The sequence below is a fragment of the Nostoc sp. genome (assembly GCF_036919615.1).
Classification (GTDB): Bacteria; Cyanobacteriota; Cyanobacteriia; order Cyanobacteriales; family Nostocaceae; genus Nostoc.
The window spans coordinates 58,339-79,832 of sequence record NZ_JBALCN010000099.1; the positions used below are offsets into that span (position 1 = coordinate 58,339).

Genomic DNA, 21,494 nt, shown 5'->3' on the forward strand with positions numbered 1-21,494 from the left:
AGTTGCAAAAGATTGACAGTTATCCTGACCCGTTGTGTTGTTTACCGCGTCACCAGTTCTTCAAATTCGAGCAGGGCGGTGCGGCGCTCCACCGGGGATTGAACCACGGCTGAAGACGGCTTCCTCTCAATCCAGGCATATTTCCGCTGGAACTCTGGTGGAGCTAAGGGAGAGCGGCGTGACCGATGTCCGTCCTGAGGTTGAGCCGCCCGCAAAATCACATGACAATTGGTTCCCCCGAAGCCAAAAGAACTGATTCCCGCTCGCCGAACATCCCGCCTCGGTTGCCACCTTTGCTCCCGCACACACGGAAACAAGGGCGAATTGGCAAAATCAAAGCGCGGATTTGGCTGATCACAATGCAAGGTTGGTGGGATGCGCCCATGCCAAGCCGCCAGAGCCGTCTTGATGAACCCGGCAATCCCTGCTGCACTCAACAGATGACCGATATTCGTCTTGACGCTGCCGATCGCACAGAAGCCTGTGTCGTCTGTATATTTGCGAATGACTTGCGATAATCCTTTTAGTTCGATCGGGTCACCGATCATCGTTCCCGTACCGTGCGCTTCAACGTAACTGATGGAGCCACCATCAACTCCAGCCGCATTCAATGCCGCTTCAATCACCCGCTGTTGCCCTTCCAGGCTGGGGGTGGTGGTTCCCATCGTGCGCCCGTCGTTGTTGATCGCAGAGCCTTCAATCACGGCATAGATCTGGTCGCCATCCGCTAAGGCTTGGTCGAGGTGTTTCAGCAACACCGCACCACAGCCCTCACCCGGAACAAACCCATTGGCCTGCAAATCGAAGGTGTGACAACGCCCGTCCGGGGACAACGCCTTCGCCTCGCTCAGAATCCGGTAGGGTTGTTCGTCCAGCAGCAGGTCAACCCCCGCGGCGATCGCCATCCGGCATTCCCCATCCAACAGGCTCTTGCAGGCTAGATGCACCGCAACCAGCGACGATGAACAGGCTGAATCAATCACTAGACTGGGACCCTTCCAGTCAAAAACGTGAGACGACAGACTAGCAATAAAGTTTTGTCCCGCGCCGACAATGCTATTTTTTGCCCAGTTCCCGTAGCGTTGGGGATAGCTGCCCGCCCGTGCGCCAACGAAGACCCCAATCTCTTGCACCCGCAATTCCGCTTCCTCATAACCCGCGTGACGCACAGTTTCGGCACACACTTCCAGCATTTGGCGAATCGCCGGATCGACTTGTTCGGCTTCAACATCCTGAATGCCAAAGTAAGCGGCATCAAACATCTCAATGCCGTCCAGGAAGCCGCCCCACTTACTGATCAGCTTGCCTGCTTCGCCTTGACCGTACAGCAAGCGATGATCCCAACGGGAGAGCGGCACTTCGCGGATGCTATCGACCCCAGCCAGCAGATTAGCCCAAAAAGCCGACACATTACTGGAGCCTGGAAAATGGCAACCAAGACCAATTACGGCAACGGCACGCAGAGAGGGGGCTGGGGCGATCAGCAACGTGGGCGATCGCTCATCTACACCTGGTGGGGGAACTGCTACTGTGTCGGATGAAGTAGATGGGGTGAATGGGAGCATCGGTGTCTCGCCAAATGCTTGTGACCAGCGATCGCCCAAATGCTGACTCAGACTATCGATATTGCTAAGTTCTAGGAATTGGGATGGGTCAATCGGGGAGCCAACTTGCTTCTCGATCGCCTGCGTCAGATCCGCCAGCAAAATTGAATCCACGCCATACTCAGCAAAGTTTGTGGTGCCGTTCAACTGTGCCCGGGGGATCTTCAGTTCCTTCGATAACCAATTGGCTAACCAATTCCACGCGCCCTGAGTAGCATCTGATGCTACCGAAGGCACAGGGGTAAACGAGCCAAATTGGGTAGACAATTCAGATGTCATAAACGGTGTGGACACTACAGATGATCGGGTCGGTACCGATGGCACAGGCAATACAGACGGCGCAGATTCCCCTGGGACGTGCAGTGGATCGGGGGGAAGCGCCAGTGCCAATGACTCCACCTGAAAGCGTTGCTCATCCACCGTACACGGCAGGATTACAGCAGGCATGGGGAAACTTGCAATGCTGTCGTAGAGTGTCAAGGCTTCGCTGACCGTGAGTGACTTAAAGCCCAGTTGTCGATACCGCGCCGATTCTCCCTGGGCTGAGCCAGCACCGCTCCAATTTGGCCAGTTGATTGCGATCACATTGGATCCGGCGGCTCGATAAACTTCAGCAAAGGCATTTAAGAAACCATTAGCACAGGCGTAGTCCGATATCCCGGCTCCCAATACAGGCACCGCCGCCGATACTGAACTGAACAGGTGGAAAAAGTCAACCTGATCGGGGGGCACCAATTCTGCCAAGGTCAGCAGTCCCTGGACCTTAGGCTCCAGGGTGCACAGAATGGCATCAACCGACTTGCGGACAAACGAGCCAACTCCCTCCGGTGTCACCCCCGCACAATGTACCACACCCCCGATGGATCCTAATTCCTGTGTACTGCTGTCAAAAAAGTGCTGCAATCGTTCCCGCTCGGTCAATTTCCCAGCAAAAAGCCGCACTTGTACCCCGGACTGTTCCAGGGCTTGGACGTGTCGGATTCTGACCTGCACCGCTTCGGAATGGGAAGGGTTGAGGCTAGCCCATTGCTCCCGTGGTGGTAAGGCGGTGACTCCGAGCAACAGCAGCTTCCGCGCGCCCTTTGCCGCCAGCCAGGTTGCCACTAGTGCCCCCAGCCCACTGGTGCCCCCAGTGACGATATAGACCTTGGTGGCATCTAGCGACAACTGGGACTGCGGCATTGGGAGCGCTTGCCAAGCGGCAACAGTACGGATGCCCTGTTGGTAGCGGATTTCGGCATGACTGTCCTCCAGCCGCAGTTCTCGTTGCAATGCCGCTGCGATGACTTGACAAGTCATGTCACTGGTAACGGCGATTGCCTTGGCACGCACCAACCGATGTTCACAAGACAACACTGGCAACAGACTCGTGAGCCAGGCACTACCAAGGCTTAGGGTCTGGTGTTGCCTACAGGTAACTTGCAACAGACACAAGGGGCGCTGGGCGAGCGCATCCAGGAGTACCTGATAGATTGCAAAACGACGGGCTTGAGGTCGTACAGGCTGAGGCAGCGCGGGTTCGTAGTCGATTACGTCCACAAAGGCATCAAGATCAGCCAGGTGCGTCACCCAGGCAGGAAAACCCGTGTCCCTCAATGCCACGCACTCGATCCCAGGGAACTGGCTCAAGTGCCGATAAAGGTCGTTGCCGGATTCACCGGAAAAGAGTACGCCGACCCGGAGCCGTTCCCCCGCAGGACTTTCTGTCTGACCTGCATCCTGAATCCAGACTTTGGTTAATAATCGACGACTGTCGCTCACAGAAGAAACGGCATTGACAGGATTGACGGCATTCACAACCTGGATAGGGTTCCGAAGTGGTTGCTGATTCGCAGGCGTGAGCCAGTAGCGCTCTTGGGCAAAAGGATAACCGGGCAGCGGAATGCGACGACTCCCGACCGGACGGCGGACGACCCAATTGATCTTGGCACCCTTGACCCAGTGTGAGGCAATCTCTTCATCGCTCAATCTGCTGTTACTTGCGTGGTGGTCAGATAAGTGAAGATCGGATAAGTGATGGTTAGATGAAGTGGGGTCAGCACTGGGCGTATGGGACGCTCTTGCCCTGAAACAACCCGGATGCAAACTACCGCTGACAAAGATATCGAGTTGAACCATGAGTTCCACGAGGGAGTGTGATAAGATTGCCAACCGCTCTGGCATTGGCTCTCGCCCCACTTGTAATGTCCAGGCTACGTCTGTCAGGTGAGGGGTCTGGGTTTGGAGGAAACAGCGCAGGTTCGTCGCCATTTCGACTAGGCGATCCGGGGTCTTTGCGCTCAAGACGATGATCCAAGGACCAACGTCTCGGGTACTGGTGACCGGGGTGCGCCACTCTTCAATGACAACATGGGCATTCGATCCACCCGCTCCGAAACCACTCACGCAAGCGAGCCGGGGCTGTTCTCCAGGGGGCCAAGCGCGATTGTGGGCAGTGACATCAAAGGGTGTCTCTGCAAATGGGATGTTTGGGTTGGGCGGTTGGCAATGCAGGGTGGCTGGAATCATGCCATGCCGCATGGACAGCAGCACTTTGGTTACGCCTGCAATTCCGGCGGCGGATTCCAAATGACCAATGTTCGATTTGACGGAGCCGATCGCAATTTTGTCACCTGCGATCCCCTCCCGTTTCGAAACCTCCCACAAGGCTCCGATTTCGATTGAATCACCCAGTACCGTGCCTGTGCCATGACATTCGATGTACTGTATATCGCAAAACCGCACCCCGGCTCTTTGTAAGGCGCGTTCAATTAACTCACTCTGTGAGCCAATGTTCGGGACGGTAAACCCATTGGCTCGCCCCCCGTGGTTGATGCTGCTGCCTCGGATCACGCCATGAATTGTGTCCCCATCTGCCAGGGCGCGTTCCAGGGGTTTGAGCAACACGGCTCCCACGCCTTCGCCCGGAACATAGCCATCGCCTCCTTGTCCAAAGCTGCGGCACAGACCATCCTTCGACAAAAATCCAGCTTGGCTGAGATAGAGATAGCGGAACGGATGCAAACTAAGATTGACTCCACCAGCTACAGCCATATCGCAATCGCCCATCAAGAGACTTTGACAGGCCAAATGGATCGCCGTCAATGAAGACGAACAGGCGGTGTCGATCGCCAAACTGGGTCCGGTGAAATCCAGAAAGTGAGAAACACGATTCGCGATCGCCCAGAATAATGATCCGTTACCGCTGACCTGGTCACTGGTGAGGCTGAGATCCCGGGCAACGTGGGAATAGTCATGCCACATCACCCCTGCAAACAGTCCCACACGCTGACTTTGGCGAGATTGGCGGCTCCCGTACCCTGCGTGTTCCATCGTGTGCCAAACGCTTTCCAGGAACAGGCGCTGCTGGGGATCGGTCTGTTCAGCCTCTTTGGGAGAAATATTGAAAAACAGCGGATCAAAGCGATCTACCCCTGCCACGAACCCACCCCACTTGCCATAGGTGCGGTTGGGTTGTCGAGTTTCAGCAAAATAAGGCGTATGATCCCAGCGCGAAGTCGGAATTTCTTCAACACATGATCGCCCAGATAAGAGGTTCTGCCAGTAAGTATCAAGATCGGGAGATTGGGGATAGCGTCCATCCATGCCAATGATCCCGATCGCATAGCCTGATCCAGAATGCAGCGCTGGCGTGGGCAGGGGACGGCTCTCACGTTCCTCTCGTTTACCCTCCAATTCGGTGGGGATGATGGTTATTGTTGCGGCTACTGGGACATCGAGAGCGGGCAGAGACTCACTGGCATGATGGGTTGCAGTGGCATGACTGGCTAAATAAGTCGCAAGCACCGTAATATTGGGATACTCAAACAAGAGCGTCGGTCGCAGTCCTGTATGGCGCTTGCTCAATTCCGCCATCATCTCTTCAATCATTAAGGACTCGATCCCCAGGCTAAAGAACCCCTCTTGGCGAGAAATCGTCTCCGGTGCGGTCTTGAGCGTGCGTGCGACTAATGCCACCAAGTCCTGCTCAATGCGATCTCGGTCAGGAGTGGTGTGAGGCGGGACGATCTCGATAACAGAGTCTGACAACGGGGGTGCCGTTTTGATCGATGATTGGGTCAATGCGTCCTTAGCAGTACCTTTTCCGGTGACGACGATTTGATAGGGACAGGCACGGGTGAGGAGGTTCATAAGGGCAAACCGACCGGATGCCGCCGTCAACGGTTCCAGCCCCAAACTGCGAAACCGATCTGCCAAAGGAGCTGCTGCCCCCATGCCCCGCGCCTGCCACAGTCCCCAGTTGATCGCCAGGGAGCGCCCGGCAGCATGACGTGATCGATAGGCACAAAATGCGTCCAGCAAGGCATTGGCAACCCCATAATTTGCCTGTCCAGCGTTTCCAGTCAGCGCCGTGATTGAGGAAAACGCGACGAAGAATTCAACGGGGTGGTCGCGCAACCGTTCACTGAGGCGGACTGCTGCCATTAACTTAGGGGCAACGACGCGATCAAACGAATCGGCACTTTGGTTATGCAGCAGGCGATCATCCAGTTGACCTGCGGTGTGAATCACGCCCTGTAGGTGGATACCCATCTCACGCCAATGGACAAATAGGTGGTCTAAGGCGGCACTATCCGTCACGTCGGCTTGATGGTACTCTGAGATCGCGCCCAGGTCAGCAATCTCCGCCATTAAGCGCTCTGTGTGGGCATTGGCAGGGGAACGCCCGACCAGGATCAGGTGAACCGAAGTCTGCGCGGCGATCGCCCGCACCACCTCTGCTGCCAACGCCCCATTCCCGCCCGTCACCAGAATATGAGCACCTGTGGGAATGGTGAACGTTTCCCCTGTCCGTTCGGTCAGATCCCGCACCTGTTGGGTGTACCGGAGTCCGTCCCGGTAAGCCACGGCATCCTGGTCAAACGGAGCAGCTGCTTCAGCTAGAAGCACCCGACTGCGCTCCTCCACCGACAGGGCAGAGTCCAAGTCCACCGATTTGAAGCGGCATTGGGGTAGTTCGATCGCTACTGTCCGTCCGAGGGCTTCGATCCCGGCTGAAGCAAAGCCCAAGGCGTGATCCTGTAGCGTAACGATCTGGGCATCGACCGTAATCGCCACCAACCGCAGCGGGATGGCAGGGTACAACTTCGTCCATGCCTGGGTCAGCAGGAATACACCCCGCACTCCCTGAGCAACCTGATCGGCAACGGTAGCCTCAAGGGGTGACTGGGGATCGGCGGGACGTGTCACCCAATACACTGTGACCGATGTTGCAGTACTAGGGTAAGTCAATGCTGGGGCGATCGTCCTCAGCAGGCGATCGTAGTCTGCGGCAACCGTGACATCCATCTGGTACATGCCGCCGCCCAGCGCTTGGAAACTTTCACCCGCCAACACCAGACTGCATTCCGCTGATCGAGATCGCAGGGATTGAAACAGTGATAACCCAAGCGGCACCGATCCTGCCATGATCAACGCCAGCTCTGGAGCTGCCAAATTAGTACCAGCGATGAGTGGAGTCGGTTGCCAGTGGAGTTCAAAATAGGCAATCTCAGGAGCCATCAACGGTGCGATCGCCGATTCCAACCGATCCACCACTGCCACCCATGTCCCAGAACGATCAAGCGCGATCACCCGCATCTCACTCCCGGATGCTGAAAATTTACACTGTTGCCGTTCAATCCGCACCGTGACAGGCCCAGTTACCTCGCGAATATCCCGCATCATCAGGGTTCCCATCTTAGATGGGACTTCAAAGATAGACGGCTCTGTTGGTGCCCAAATCGAGCGCAGGCACACCGCCGCTTGGAGAATGCCATCCAGCAACGCCGTCTGATTATCGGTTGCGATCACACACTCGGAGATCGTATCATTGACCGCCAGTGATCGCATCACCTGAAGTGCGGTGCCGTACTGATAGCCTCGACTCCGCAACAGGGTATACAGCGAGGCGGGATCAAACTCACGTAGCCACGTCTGCGGCATCCAAGGGCGATCGTGATCGGTCTCTGTCAGTGCGGTAATCTGGGCACTCCCAACCGTTCGCCCGTTCACACTTAACTGCACCGTTGCCTCAGATAGATTCACCAAAGCAGACAATTCAATGGTTCCCGCCGCCTCATCCAAGGGAATGGATACCCCATGATGGATGGCAAAATCCGACAAGGTGTGCACGGCTTTCCCACTTATCTGTTGCACTGCATCCAGGGCAAAGCAGACCATACTCGCGGCAGGCAAAATCAACCGCCCATTCAGGTAATGTGCGGCAATCACCGGATCATCGGAGCGAAAGGTCTGCGACACCGAACGGGGTGCCAAAGCCGAGCGATCGCCCTCTGGCTGCAACCAGTACACCTGCCGATCAAAGGGATATAGGGGCAAGGAGAGTTTGGGGTAACGTTCCGGCAAACAGTCTTGCCAATCTACCTCATGCCCTGCCAGCCACCTCGACACCGCATCGGGTAATGTGGACGGGGTTGCGACCCAGGGCTGTGGTTCAGGACTGGGAACCCGTGTCTGCCTCCTGGTAATGGTGCCGCGCGATAATACGTCCCAGACGTCCCCTGGCTCAAGCACTCCTGCCGCAAACAGTTCCACAAGTTCGCAAAGTGATGCTGAACCACTGGGATAGCGATCAGTCAAATTCCACTTCCGGCACAGGCGGCTCAGACTGCTGCGGAGGGCAATAAACACGGGCAAGCGCTGCTCCTCATCCAGGGGCAGTCCTGCAAATAAAACATTAAGATCAAGACTAGCCGCTTGCAGTACGTCCCGCCATCCTTCGACAAAGCGAGTAAACGTTATTTGCCGACTCCACAGAATCTTGGCGGAGTGCAACACGCTGTCAAAATCAGCCTGGGGCAGTACAATACCCGCAACTAACCGCTGGATGGATTCTGGCTGGACGGACTTTAGCGCGATCGCGGCGGCTGCCAGACGGGGATTCTCTGGCACACTGGCATGGGGGCGCTGGAACTGTGCCAGGGCGAGTTTGACTTCAGCCCAACTTACCGCCGTGAATCCAAAGCGCCAAGGAAAGCTCTCTTTAGACAACGCCAAATTGGCACAAACAGCCTCAAGCTCACAGTCATCGGCAAGGCGATCCACGGCTTCTTGCCAGTGCGTGACCAATTGCTCCAGACTGCTGACAGATTTAGCCGACAACAAAAACGGCAATACGGCTGAAGATTGTCTGGGGGTCTGGGATGCAGGCGCAGCCTCGGATGCTGGCGGGGCTTCCAAGATAACGTGGGCGTTACTACCGCCAAATCCAAAGGAACTTATTCCAGCCCGCAACGGCAACCCCTCTGCCGCCGGAGTCCAGGGTTCCAGTGCCAACGCGGGTACAAAGGGCGACGAATCAAAATTGATCAGGGGATTGGGCGTGGTCAGATTCAGACTGGGCGGAATCGCTTTTGCTTGCAGCAGCAGCAGCACCTTCACCATGCCCGCCACACCCGCCGCTGCTTCCAGATGACCGATATTAGTCTTCACCGACCCCACTTTGCAGTATCCTGACCGATCTGAGTGCGATGCAAAGACGCGTGTAAGTGCTTCCATTTCGATCGGATCACCCAGGGAAGTCCCTGTTCCGTGCGCTTCGAGGTAGGTGACAGTTGCCGGGTCAACCGCCGCATTTTGATAAGCAGACATCAACAAAGCCGTCTGTCTATCTACACTGGGAGCCGTGAGCGATTCCCCGACGGCAGAATGATTGACCGCCGATCCTTTAAGAACACCCAGGATGCGGTTGTTTTCAGCCAGTGCTTGCTCTAAGGGTTGCAACAGCAGTACCCCACACCCTTCCCCCGGTACATAGCCATCGGCGCTCCCATCAAATGTGCGGCATTGCCCCGTGGGACTGAGCATCCGTGCCCGGGAAAAAGAGAGGTGTTTCCACGGTTTGTGGTTCAGGCTCACGCCCCCAGCAAAGGCGATGTCACAATCCCCAGCCAGCAGGGCTTGCCGTGCCAGATGAATGGCGACGAGTGACGACGAGCAGGCGGTGTCAAGGGTGATGCTGGGGCCACTCAGTCTAAAGGCATGAGAAATCCGATTAGAAAGGATGCAACTGTATCCCCCAAGACAGGCAAAGCCATCGACTTCAATGCCTGGTGCAGTGGCTGTTTGCAGATAGTCCAGCGTCATGGCACCCATGTAAACCCCGGTGCGCTGTTGCTGGAGGCGGACGGGTGCAACTCCAGAGTGTTCGATGCAATGCCATGCCACTTCGAGTAATAACCGCTGTTGGGGATCCATACTCAGGGCCTCGCGGGGAGAAATCGAAAAGAACCTCGCATCGAACTCCGCCAGTCCATTAATGAAACCACCCCATTTGCTTGCCGTTTGGTCAACGTAGATCTCATGATCCCAGCGATCACGAGGAATTTCAGTAATTGAGTTCACCCCAGCGGCGAGATTGACCCAAAATTCATCAGCACTGGTAGCTCCGGGGAAGCGGCAGGCAAGACCGATGATAGCGATGTCTTTTGTCATGCGTCTTAATCTCTCCCTACTGGAATGGATCGAACTCAATTTCGGTATGAAGCGGCAAAACTATTGAAATAATAGTGGCTTCAGAGACCCAAGACAGGGCTTTGTACTGACTAAAGTTACGGAACACTGATTGATACTGATCGCAAGCAGTGTGTTCAAGAGTGGCGATCGCCAACACCGAGGCGGGGGTCATCAGCCCACAACGCAGGGCTTTGGACAGCGCTTCCTTGACCGTCCACAACACCAGCAACCGTTCCGCACTCGGTCTTTCGGGGTGATCCAAAAATTGGACTTCTTCTGCTGGAACCGCATTGAGCAACGTCTCATACACAGTCGGATCAACCGTTTCAATATCAATTCCCATCGGATGGCCCGCCTCAAACGCGATCGCGATCGCCTGCCGCGAATTATGAGAAATGCTGATGTCGTACCCCATTGCACATGGGCGAGTCACGATGGGCTGACCAAAAACACCAAAGGTGATCGCAATGGCACGGTAATCCTCCTCTCCAACCAAAGCCGCCAGCGCCTTTTTCGACACAAACCGCCCCAACAGAAACGAAGTTTGTCGCCGCAAAACTGGCAACCCTTCAAAGTAAGCCAATTCCGCATCGGACAAAATTTGGGTTCGCCGTGCTACTACCGCCGGATAGTCAGCAACAGAAACCGTGCTAAAACAACACGGAATCGACCGCTCCGACCGTCGCAGAGTCACATTCACTACGCCCTGTGCTGGAGGAGTTAGAAAGTACGCCATGCCGCCGCCTTCACCAACGCATTGTGTAATCCCCGCTCATTCAGTCCAAATCGATCCACCACGGGTAAAGCCTGCGATCGCGACAACCCATTAATCGAAAGCTTCGCAAACGCCGCCAGTGTGCCGCTCGGCCCGACATCAATATATAACCTGGGTTCACCGACCTCCAAGTGTTGCAACGCTGTTTCAAACAAGACAGGCTGACGCATAGAATCCCAGAATCGGCGAGGTCTGCTCAAGTCCGCCTCCACTATCCCAGGCGCAACGCAGGAATAGGTTGAGAAACGACCTTGGGCAGTCAGGGAAAGCGCATCGATTTCTTGTAAGACGGAAGACCTTGCTGTATCAATAGAGGACGAATGAAACGCCTGCATCACTGGCAATCGCTGAAACAGAATGCCACTGACTCGCAACTGATTTTGCAACTGATCCAAAACATCTGCTGACCCACTCACCACAAAGCTCTTGCTGCAATTCACACTGGCAAGAGACGTATGGCAAAACCAGTTAGGGTAGCGATCCCACAACTTACAAGAATCCAAAACCGCCAGCATCCCGCCCCCAGATGACTGTTGTTCCAGGGCAAACGAGGCTCGAATTAACCGGATGAACAGATCGAACCGATCCACATTCCCGTTGTAGGCCGATGCCGTTAACTCACCCAAGCTATACCCGAGCAGATCATCGGGTATAACACCAGCCGCTTCCAGGGTGGCTGCAACGGCATAGTTGAACATATACAAGGCCGGATTGGTATACCGCGTCTGGACAAAGACTTCAGAATCAGGATGATTCGCAGAACAAATCTGATTCGCCAGATGCACCCCTAGAAATGAAAAGGCCACGTCGGAAAACTCATCCATGTATCGTCGGAAAACCGGATTGCGATCATAAAGCTCTTGCCCCATCCCCGCATACTGCGATCCCTGCCCAGAGAACATAAATACAATTCGTGCCTTCATTGTGCAGATACCCCCTGCACTAAGTCTGGAGCGATCCGATACAGTAATCGCGTCAGTGTCGTGCCGGGACCAACTTCATGAAAATCACACGCGCCCTGATCGATCAGATAGTTTATGCTATCCAGCCAGCGCACAGGGTGGGAAATTTGGCTTGTAAGCGTTGTGATTAAATCGGTCGAGGTGTAAGGCCGCGCCAAAAGATTCGAGATCACAGGAAACCGGGGTGGATTGAAGGACAGCGTGCGGATGAATGCACCAAACTCATTGCCTGCTTCACGCATATACTTCGAATGAAACGCCCCGCTCACACTTAAGATCACATATCTCAAATTAGGTACTTCTGCAAAGACCGCCGCCACATCTTCGATATCCCTCTTGGGTCCAGAAATAACTACCTGATCCGAGGAATTGTAGTTGGCAATGTCGAGCGTATCAAAGGCGAAATCATCCAGAATTTTGCGAACACAGTATGCATCACATCCGATCACCGCTGCCATGCCGCCGCCACTCTGACGACCCATCAACTCGCCCCGTTTTTTGACGAGCTTTAGTCCCGTCGCAAAATCAAAAACGCCCGCCGCGAACAACGCATTATACTCACCTAGAGAATGCCCACAGACCGCATCGGGAAGACGACCACTCTCACCAAATTGATCCTGCCAATACAGTGCATTAACGACAAACAGAGCCACTTGGGTGAATTGGGTTTTGATCAGATCATCCCCCGGATCATCAAGGCAAAGTTTTTCAACTGAGAATCCAAGAATGTCGTTCGCCTGCTGAAGCAGGTGTCGGTATCGCGGGAACAATTCGCGACCCATGCCACGAAACTGAGAACCTTGACCTGGAAACAGGGCAACAGCCCGAATCATAATATTCCCCTTATAAATCAGTTGGTTAGAAGATTCCCTAGTTGGAAGCAGAACCAATCCCATCCGCAACACTGTTGTGTAAGGGAAGATTCTCCACCATCAAGTCAAAGAAATGGGCGATTGACTCGCGGGATATCGACGCTTCGCAGAATCCAACAGCGAACGTCACTGTATCTTCAAAGGTAGAAGCCGTAACCATGAAAGCGGGTGCATAGGTGATCGGCCCTACACCATAGGAATGCAGCAGGGTGTGACCTGGAATCTCCACCTTGGCTGTGCCGCCATCTGAAAACAGCGGCACACTAACACCAGACGCAGCCGCTTCTGCAAAAACGCGATCAAGCAATTTTTTGACGGCAAAGAAGGGGGCAAGAAACAACACTTCAAGCGACAGGGCTTGAAACACACCAGGGATGCTTTTTTTCTGCTCAAGCATGGTTGACTTCAATTGAGCCAAGGTTTGCTCAAAAGTGTCATCTGCCTGAAAGACAACCTCCAACAGCAAGGGGACTGAGAGATTACAAGCTCCCGGAGTTCGTTCCTTTCGCAAATAATGCCGCAGGTCAAGCGTATTCATCAGGGGCAGCGAGGTGTCTGATGCCACCCCAGCAAGACAGCGCAACGCTCGCGCAAATCCCGCTAACATCACCAGATTCAGGGAAGCACGGTTCTCGCGTGCATACCGGGATAACGATAAGAACTTTTCCCCATCTAGGGTTCGGGTTGCATACGCCATGCCCTCATTACTTTGGCGATCGCATGGAATCAGCCACTGTCCCTTAGCAACGAAATCTTTTTTGCCTTTTTGAAATAGCCGGATTTTTTGTTTAAACGGCAGCCTAAAAAACACTTGCCAACCGCTGCGCTCTAGAACAGCTTGAGCCGGACGATAATCAGGATCTTCTCGCAGTTTTGCGTATGTCTCTGCTAACTTGTAAACCAGATAACGCAGACCACCCAAATCGGACACGACGTGGGAGAGCTTGACGCATAATGTATCTCTCGCCCCAGTGGCAGGGTAGGAACGAAAGATTCTAATTTGAATAAGGCTATCAGTCCTTGGATCCAGGGGAGCCGACATAAAGTTGCCCATCTCCTGATCAAGATTGATGACATGAAGCAACTGAAATTGCTGCTCATGATCAGACCCAACTTCTTTCCATCGGGGAAACAGTGAGCTATCAATCCACTGGCATCTCAAAATCGGTTCTGACTCAAGCATCCGGTCTATGCTTTCAGCAAATACCCTTTCATTAAGACAGTCTTTGATTGAAAGGACACATTGAATCACGGCGTTGCATGTACCGAGATTAATGAAGTGCATCCGATCTTGAGCAACCGCAGGAAACGATGAAGACAAAGACACAGATATTGGCTCACTTCTATATAAGTAGCTAGGTGTAATTAAACTGAAGATAATTTTCGGGGATAGAGGGGTATTCACTCCCTGCCTAGGGGCAACGCCCTCAGTCCCCTTTCTTAAATTAATTAGGTAAACTTATTGCTTACTGATGTATTGATTGCTGATGGCAATCACAGCCTATTTGGTCTCCAATGCACTTCCACCTTTGATGATCGCAAGGGAAATATTCTTCCCAAGCTCCTTGAACCAATCTGAGCCAGCTTGTTCGTTCAATACCTTAAATTCATTTGCCGCTTCGATCTGGGAATCAACAATCTTTTCAAGGACGGTCTTAGCATTGGTCTGAGCCGTTTCCAAACTTGGAGGCGCAGGAGCGGGTGTCGCTTTTTTCTTGTAAATCACGACTGCCATCGGTTCGCCTATAGAGTTGGTTTCAAACGTGATAATCCGCTTAATTTCTTTACCGACTTGCATAGGTGTACGCATAAGTCATGTATGTAGCTTAACTTCAACATCATATTAACCTGAATCGTACCGTTTCGATGTTAAAAATTTTTAAAAAAGAAACTGTCAGAAGTCTTTAAGGATAACAAACAGTGTAAGCGCATCTTGTGACGGCGGTTGCGATGAATTCTGCGAATTCCGCTGCAACTGTTCCTCTAGGTCTTGTTGCCTCTTTTCTAAAGCTGCAATCCGCTCCAGTAATCGCCCGACGCATCACTTGACGCTCTCTGGGGTCTTTTCCTAGTCAGAATCAGGAATCTCAGCCAGAACATTGAGCTTGACCGATTGGTTTTCCATACGCTTGAGGCTATCAAATTTTCCTTGAGCTGCCTAGCTCTTACCCTTACCCTCTGTACAGATGCGTGGAGGTCGCACCCGTTAAGTATTATATGATTGCCATCCTGCCCGTGCGACCCAACAAACCGCGTGACAAAGTCAAAGTCGAAAAGGCGGTGCAGGAAGTGGAACGGCAGATCCTCGCCCCGTTACGCCACTCTGTGGGAGATGTTATTCTTGACCTAGCTGAGTTTTCGGTCTCCAATCCCTAAAATTCTCGGTTGAGTCGAGCCAACAGGAGAAATGTAGGGTACGATTTCAGCTAAAGCCGGATCTGATCTACTTTAAAGGTTAGCTTATGGTTAAGCAACGGTTTCTCCGCCTGGATGGGTTTAGCAAAGCAGAACGGATTCAGATGACGGATCGAGTCAGTAAAGCCATTTCTCAAGCAGGGGCTTGGATTACTGATTTTCATCTGTACTCGAACATTTTAATTTGTATCAATTTTGAGGTGCCGGATGCCAACGTGGACAAACTTGCCGTGAATCTTCAAGAGACGGGTTTGAACTTGAGCAAAGAGAGCTTGGATCAAATGATGTGTGCTGATCACTCAACGCTGCAAAAGCCAGAGCAAGAGCTAATGGGGACGTTACAAATTACATTCATTCACGATGAGCCTGATTTAATCCGAGAAGTGCCCGCTGTTCCGGGATAAGATTTGGTTGTATTGTTACTAATGGCAAAAAGTACAATAATCTTTGATGTGAATGATCGTTGTTTAAGATGAAGAAGCGGTTTCCGACGGCTGGTTTAGGGGGCCCTCAAAAAATCTAGCAACATCAGGAATGATCTGACTCATAATTTTTACGGAGGATATAGTTAATGCAAGATACGACTAAGAGTGCCCAGATTCTGCCATCTCCCATCATTATTGAGATGGAGCCGCAAACTGATGAGTCCGTCGAGGAACTTTTAAATGAAGGTAAAGGTCTGATTTGTGACAATGTGTATGTAGCTATTGAACAAATGAAGATACACGGAACTATTGCAGGGGAGGTAGTTCCGGTTTTCATCATCTTATAGAACGGCTTGTCAACTTAACCAGGTACGTTCAAAATTAAGCACAATCATTCCTGCATCGTCAGATACGCTTAGATCACTCAGCAGAATTCAACCCAGCGATTTCTCACCAAGCTTCCATGCGTTGGTGCATCTGTTGTTGGTAGCGTCTAGCTGTGAGCTGATGTTGTCTTAGGTGGAAATGGTCTCGAAGCGATCCAAAGGCGGAAAGAAACCATTGCGCTTGCCCTGGGATTTGAATCGTCGTATGTGTCGCTCTCGCACGCGTGTCGGTTGATGAGAGTTCTTAGCTCGGCTGTTCAATCCCTTGTGCTGTAGATGCTCGACGCTCTTCAGCACTGACAATGCCAAGCAGCTAGAGCCATGATTATTTTGCCGTCAGTAACCTAGCAAATGTACTTTCAACTTCGCAATGATCGATGCTTCAACAGGACTTAATTCCGATCCCTCTTGACTTACCGCCTGAGAAACGCCCCCTTCAGATTCACGAAATCTCACTTGACAGGAACCGAACGTTCTTCATTGTAAGTGGATTCTGTAAACTGTTTGGCAAATATTTCTTCAAACGCCTCTTCGGATCGGGCAACCTAACAGCAGATTTTGCACGGGAGCTGCGCCATCTGATCGAAAGGGCAGGTGGGTTGATGGTCAAGGCAGGTCAGCTTTTCGCCCTTCGTTTGGACTTGTTTCCGCCGGAGGTCTGCACAGAACTCACTAAACTGCAAGATCGCTCACAGGGATTCTCCTTTGAGTACGTCAAACAGGTGATCGAAGAAGAACTGGGAAGTCCCCTCGGAGAAGTCTTTGTAGAGTTTGAAGAGGAACCGTTTGCGGCAGCATCTGTTTCGCAGGTACACCGCGCCCGGATCGCCACGATCAAGGGGATGGTTGTTGTCAAGGTGCAACGTCCGGATGCGGCCAAGAACTTTGGTCAGGATCTCCAGTTGATTCAATTTATCCTGTCTATATTGAAAAACTCTGGGTTTCAGAACTATTTGGATTGGAATGGCATCAGCGCCGAGATCAGACAGATAGTGCAAGAGGAGATGGATTATCGCTATGAAGCGGCGAATCTTGAACACATGAACCAGACGCTGCGTAAGCATAACATCTATGTGCCGACGTTAATCCCTAGCCACAGCCGCAAGCGGGTGCTGACGACCGAGTATGTGCCAGGGATTTTGATGTCGGACTATATTCGTGCAGCCAAGACGAACCCAGAGCGCCTCGAAACTATTCTCCGGATCAATAATATTGATCCGGTACTGGTTGGTCAACGCTTATTTGAGAGCTTTTTCCGGCAGATGTTGGAAGATAATTTATTTCATGGCGATTTGCATCCAGGGAATATCATGCTATTGCGTGACAGCCGTATTTGCCTGATTGATTTGGGAGCCGTTGGGAGCCTAGATGCTCATTTCCTGCGCTATTATAAGCGAAGTCTGTTTGCGCTCGCCGAGAAAGACTACGACAGGGCACTCGATTACAGTTTGATGCTGTGCGATTCATTGCCGTCGGAAAATATTGAGGGGATCAAAGCGCAGTTGATCCAGTGTTACCGGCAATGGGATGGGAAAATGAACATCCGGAGCCTTTCTTATCACGAAAAGTCGATTGGAGCGATCGGGGTAGCCGCAGGAACCGTGATGCGGAAGAACCGTGTCTCGTCCAGTTGGCAACTGTTGCGTGTGTTCCGAACCTGGGGATCAATGGATGCGTCGCTGAATTATCTGATCCCCAATGCGGACTATATGGGCCTGATCGGCGGTTACTTTCATGGTGCGATGGAACGAATGCAGAACCAGTTGAAGCAGACAGATGTTGGCGAGATCATGATACGTTTGGTTGATGGGCTGTCTGAGATCTCTGATCTGACGATGATGTCGATGCGTGAGAAAGCTGTCCGGCGGCATATCGAACCGAAGAAAGACTTTTTAGTAACACTGGCTGGCGAAGTCAGGAAGATTGTGTGGTGTGGCATCATTCTGGGAGTTTGGGTGTTTTTGCACCAACATGTCGCGTTCATGGTCAGTTGGTTGCCGATTAATCAGTATTCTGCTTGGGCAAACAATGCATCAAAGCTTGCAGTTGAGGTCTGGGTGGGGCTATTTCTGCTTTTGTTTTACCTTCTATCTCGTCTCGAACGGCGTTGATACGAGTATCACGATTGGTGTTTTGAGAATTGGCTCAAAGGGGGGTGTTGTTGATCCTGTGCAGTATGTGGATGAGAGGTTTAAGCCCCTTTGTTTAGCTCCGCTCAGTATGACAATTTAAGCATTTATGCAAGAAGTCTATTGATGAAATGACAGAGATTCAAGCTACTGAGCGCTTAGAAAAAGACTTCTTTCCAGTAAAAAACAAACAGAAAGGCGATCGCTGGATTATGGATTGCAATGGAAAAGCGATGCCTGCGGCGGGCTGCACCAACTCACTTTGGTTCGTTACAAAGGCGATCGCACTATTTCATCTACAACCAAAAACAAGTGAGCGCACTTTGCATAGTCACAAAGGCGATCGCAGTATTTCATCCAGAACCAAAAACAAGCGATGCCTGCGGTAGGCTGCGCCAACGTACTTTGGATAGTCACAAGGGCGATCACTCCATCTCATCCACAACCAAAAGCGATCGCCTTCCATAACTTCCCACAGCTAGATATTGTGAAATGGTTGCAACAGTTGCATAGTTATGGATTATTGTCTGGTTCTTTTCGCATCGTGTTCTATCCAATTGAAAACTGCTGTAAAATATATTAACTAATGTAAATGTAAAAAATATTGAAATTATTTCCTAATGTTCGTGTACTGTCTCGTAGAGAGAACTTTAGCCCTACTTTGGGGGCTGAAGCCCTCACTACAAACCTTTAATTATTTACTCTGACTTACTTACTTCATTGAAAACAGCTACAAATTTTAAATTTAGTCCAAAATTATCAAAACAGAATAAAAGCATCAGTCGTCAGAATTCATGCTGAATTCTGACGACTGATGGATAAATAAACGGCGTTTTTCCACCCCCACTAAATCAAAGATTTAGTGGTCTTCAAGATGCTCGTGGACTTAAAAACGGGGGTTAGGGGATCTTTTGTACGTCAGTTCAAAACTTTCTACCTTCCCACACCTACATATTGGAATCCAGCGCGTACCAGTGTTTCTGGGTCGAGAAAGTTACGACCATCAATGATAACGGGGTGAGCCATCAATTTTGCCATCTTCACATAATCCAGAGTGCTGAACTGCTGCCATTCGGTAACAAGTACTAATGCATCGCAGCCGTCAGCTAGTCTTTCGGCATCGGTTTCGACTAGCACACCAGAAAGCCCATGACGTAGACCTGTTTGGGAAACTATAGGGTCGTAGGCTTTGACTTTAGCTCCTAGTCGGTTTAGCTGCTCAATTAGGTTGAGTGCTGGGGCGTCGCGCAAGTCGTCGGTATCTGGCTTGAAGGTCAGTCCGAGTAGTCCGACTGTTTTGCCTTTGAGAATTTTCAGAACTTGTTGGAGTTTCTCCAAAGCAATCAACCGCTGACGTTCGTTGACACTGACGGCAGCTTTGAGTAATTGGGCTTCATAACCATAGTCATCAGCAGTGTGAATCAGGGCGGCGACATCTTTGGGAAAGCAAGAACCACCCCAACCAATACCGGCTTGTAAAAACTTGTTACCAATGCGGGAGTCTAAACCAATACCTTTGGCTACTTGGGTGATATCAGCACCGACGCGATCGCAAATATTAGCAACTTCGTTAATAAAACTAATCTTAGTGGCTAAAAAGGCATTAGCAGCATATTTGATCATCTCCGCCGAACTTAAATCTGTTGCCAGAATTGGCACAGGGGGTAAAGATTGATCAGCAGCGTACTTGCGTTCCACAATTGGAGCATACAATTGTTGCATTAAGGCTACTGCCCTTTGACTATTACCTCCTAGTACAATGCGATCAGGGTTGAAGGTGTCGTGAACTGCCGAACCTTCGCGCAAAAACTCTGGATTGCTGATCACATCAAACTGGGCTGCAACCTCAGGTAATTTCTGATCACTCGGCACTCCACCTGCGGGTATCAGTGTTTTCTGCCGCTCTGCAATACCATCTAAAACAAGCATCCGCACCCAGTCACCTGAGCCAATGGGTACTGTAGATTTATTCACTATGACTTTATAACCACCGTTGAGATTTTCTCCAATCCCACGGGCTACAGCTTCAACATAACGAGTATCACTTTCACCAGTGGGTAAAGGTGGTGTTCCCACAGCAATAAACAGAATTTCTCCGTGGGCAACTCCAGCAGCGAGATCACTAGTAAAATGAATCTTCTCTGTTTGAATGGCAGACTGGATAATTTCTGAGAGTCCCGGCTCAAAAATTGGGGACTGCCCAGACTTCATTAACTTAACTTTTTCTTCGTTGTTGTCTACGCAAATTACATCATGCCCAATATGAGCCAAGCAAGCACCTGTAACTAAACCAACGTAACCAGTACCAATCACGCAAACACGCATTTTTTAATTCCTCACTTTTTTCGGGTTAGTCTTCAAAAAGAAGTTCTCAATATAACACTTACACACGGATAGTAAACTCAGCCACTAAGCATATTAGTTATCGAGGGTGAGCCTGGATGAAAATTCAGAGCGATGCTAGGCGCCACTCAGGTGGTTGAATTATTGACATCGCTTTGAATGCGATCGCGAAAATCTTCTATTGTCAGTTTTAACCCCTCTTGTAGAGGAATGGTTGGTTCCCAATTTAACCAAGTTTTTGCCTTTGTGATATCAGGCTGGCGACGCCGGGGATCGTCCGAAGGTAGTGGCTCGAACTTAATCTGTGCGTCCGGGTTGATCATGTTTTGCACAGCTTGTGCCAATTGTAAAATCGTGTATTCACCAGGATTGCCCAGGTTTACTGGGCCAATGTAGTCGCCATTCATTAGGCGGATGAATCCTTCTACCAAATCGGAAACGTAGCAGAAACTACGAGTTTGCGAGCCATCACCATACACGGTTAAAGGATTACCCCGCAAGGCTTGAACTATAAAGTTGCTCACCACCCGACCATCGTTTTCTAACATTCTCGGGCCGTAGGTGTTGAAGATCCGAGCAACTCGAATATCAACTTTATTTTGCCTATAGTAATCAAATGCTAAAGTCTCAGCAATTCTTTTGCCTTCGTCGTAGCATGAACGTATCCCAATAGGATTGACGCTACCCCTATACTCTTCGGGTTGGGGATGAACTTCTGGATCACCGTATACTTCGCTAGTTGAAGCTAAGAAAAACCTAGCTTTCACACGTTTAGCCAGCCCCAGCATATTAAGCGTTCCCATCACGTTGGTTTTAACGGTTTTAACTGGATTGTATTGGTAATGTACCGGAGAAGCAGGACAAGCTAAATGATAAATTTGATCCACTTCTAACCGAATTGGTTCGGTAATATCATGACGGATCAGTTCAAAGTACGGATGACCTAACCATTTAAGGATGTTGCGTTTGTGACCAGTGTAAAAATTATCCAAGCATATTAATTCATGCCCAGCAGTCATTAGTCGGTCGATGAGATGGGAACCAATAAACCCAGCACCGCCCGTCACTAAAATTCTCATATGTTTCCCAGTTACTTACAAATATTTTCAGTAGCTATTGCACTTAC

General features: G+C 51.2%; 14 protein-coding genes and 1 pseudogene. 6 read left to right on the forward strand and 9 right to left on the reverse strand.

Annotation, left to right across the window (positions count from 1 at the left end):
* Positions 1 to 41: 41 nt before the first annotated feature.
* The 7 genes and pseudogenes from V7K48_RS30675 to V7K48_RS35260 form a co-directional block, all read right to left on the reverse strand.
* Entirely contained in the window at positions 42 to 10,040 is a 9,999-nt protein-coding gene (locus tag V7K48_RS30675) for an SDR family NAD(P)-dependent oxidoreductase (protein ID WP_335078425.1), read from the reverse strand.
* Between the two features lie 16 nt (positions 10,041 to 10,056).
* On the reverse strand, positions 10,057 to 10,659 hold the full coding sequence (locus V7K48_RS30680; protein WP_335078427.1) for a 4'-phosphopantetheinyl transferase family protein: 603 nt from the start codon (positions 10,657 to 10,659) through the stop codon (positions 10,057 to 10,059).
* Positions 10,660 to 10,781: 122 nt separating this feature from the next.
* Complete coding sequence (locus V7K48_RS30685; RefSeq protein WP_335078429.1) at positions 10,782 to 11,759, reverse strand: acyltransferase domain-containing protein; 978 nt, start codon at positions 11,757 to 11,759, stop codon at positions 10,782 to 10,784.
* Complete coding sequence (gene fabD / locus V7K48_RS30690) at positions 11,756 to 12,631, reverse strand: ACP S-malonyltransferase (protein ID WP_335078431.1); 876 nt, start codon at positions 12,629 to 12,631, stop codon at positions 11,756 to 11,758. The genes V7K48_RS30685 and fabD overlap by 4 nt, the downstream gene beginning before the upstream one ends.
* A 37-nt stretch (positions 12,632 to 12,668) precedes the next feature.
* Positions 12,669 to 14,075 (reverse strand): WS/DGAT domain-containing protein, encoded by a 1,407-nt coding sequence (locus V7K48_RS30695; RefSeq protein WP_335078434.1) that lies wholly within the window; start codon positions 14,073 to 14,075, stop codon positions 12,669 to 12,671.
* A gap of 96 nt (positions 14,076 to 14,171) precedes the next feature.
* Positions 14,172 to 14,480 carry a hypothetical protein gene (locus tag V7K48_RS30700; RefSeq protein WP_335078437.1) on the reverse strand — a complete coding sequence of 103 codons (309 nt, stop codon included), beginning with the start codon at positions 14,478 to 14,480 and terminating at the stop codon, positions 14,172 to 14,174.
* A gap of 120 nt (positions 14,481 to 14,600) precedes the next feature.
* A pseudogene (locus tag V7K48_RS35260) lies at positions 14,601 to 14,699 on the reverse strand (DUF6444 domain-containing protein); the annotation flags it as partial.
* Positions 14,700 to 14,860: 161 nt separating this feature from the next.
* Here V7K48_RS35260 and V7K48_RS30710 point away from each other — a divergent pair.
* From V7K48_RS30710 to V7K48_RS30735, 6 genes are all read left to right on the forward strand, one after another.
* A complete protein-coding gene (locus tag V7K48_RS30710) occupies positions 14,861 to 15,046 on the forward strand; it encodes a hypothetical protein (protein WP_335078498.1) in 186 nt (61 codons plus the stop codon).
* An 86-nt stretch (positions 15,047 to 15,132) separates the two neighbouring features.
* Positions 15,133 to 15,489, forward strand: a complete 357-nt coding sequence (locus V7K48_RS30715; RefSeq protein WP_335078439.1) for a hypothetical protein — start codon at positions 15,133 to 15,135, stop codon at positions 15,487 to 15,489.
* A gap of 167 nt (positions 15,490 to 15,656) precedes the next feature.
* Complete coding sequence (locus tag V7K48_RS30720) at positions 15,657 to 15,857, forward strand: DUF6200 domain-containing protein (protein WP_335078441.1); 201 nt, start codon at positions 15,657 to 15,659, stop codon at positions 15,855 to 15,857.
* A 416-nt stretch (positions 15,858 to 16,273) separates the two neighbouring features.
* Positions 16,274 to 18,007: an ABC1 kinase family protein gene (locus V7K48_RS30725; protein WP_335078443.1), complete on the forward strand. Its 1,734-nt coding sequence runs from the start codon at positions 16,274 to 16,276 to the stop codon at positions 18,005 to 18,007.
* A gap of 149 nt (positions 18,008 to 18,156) precedes the next feature.
* A complete protein-coding gene (locus V7K48_RS30730) occupies positions 18,157 to 18,414 on the forward strand; it encodes a hypothetical protein (RefSeq protein WP_335078445.1) in 258 nt (85 codons plus the stop codon).
* Complete coding sequence (locus V7K48_RS30735; protein WP_335078448.1) at positions 18,402 to 18,608, forward strand: hypothetical protein; 207 nt, start codon at positions 18,402 to 18,404, stop codon at positions 18,606 to 18,608. Before V7K48_RS30730 ends, V7K48_RS30735 begins: the two co-directional genes overlap by 13 nt.
* A 350-nt stretch (positions 18,609 to 18,958) precedes the next feature.
* Here the strand turns inward: V7K48_RS30735 and V7K48_RS30740 are convergent, their stop codons facing one another.
* Together V7K48_RS30740 and V7K48_RS30745 are read right to left on the reverse strand one after the other, a co-directional pair.
* Positions 18,959 to 20,350, reverse strand: coding sequence for a UDP-glucose dehydrogenase family protein (locus tag V7K48_RS30740; protein ID WP_335078450.1), 1,392 nt, complete (start codon positions 20,348 to 20,350; stop codon positions 18,959 to 18,961).
* 146 nt (positions 20,351 to 20,496) lie between these two features.
* Positions 20,497 to 21,447: a UDP-glucuronic acid decarboxylase family protein gene (locus V7K48_RS30745; protein ID WP_335078452.1), complete on the reverse strand. Its 951-nt coding sequence runs from the start codon at positions 21,445 to 21,447 to the stop codon at positions 20,497 to 20,499.
* Positions 21,448 to 21,494 lie beyond the last annotated feature (47 nt).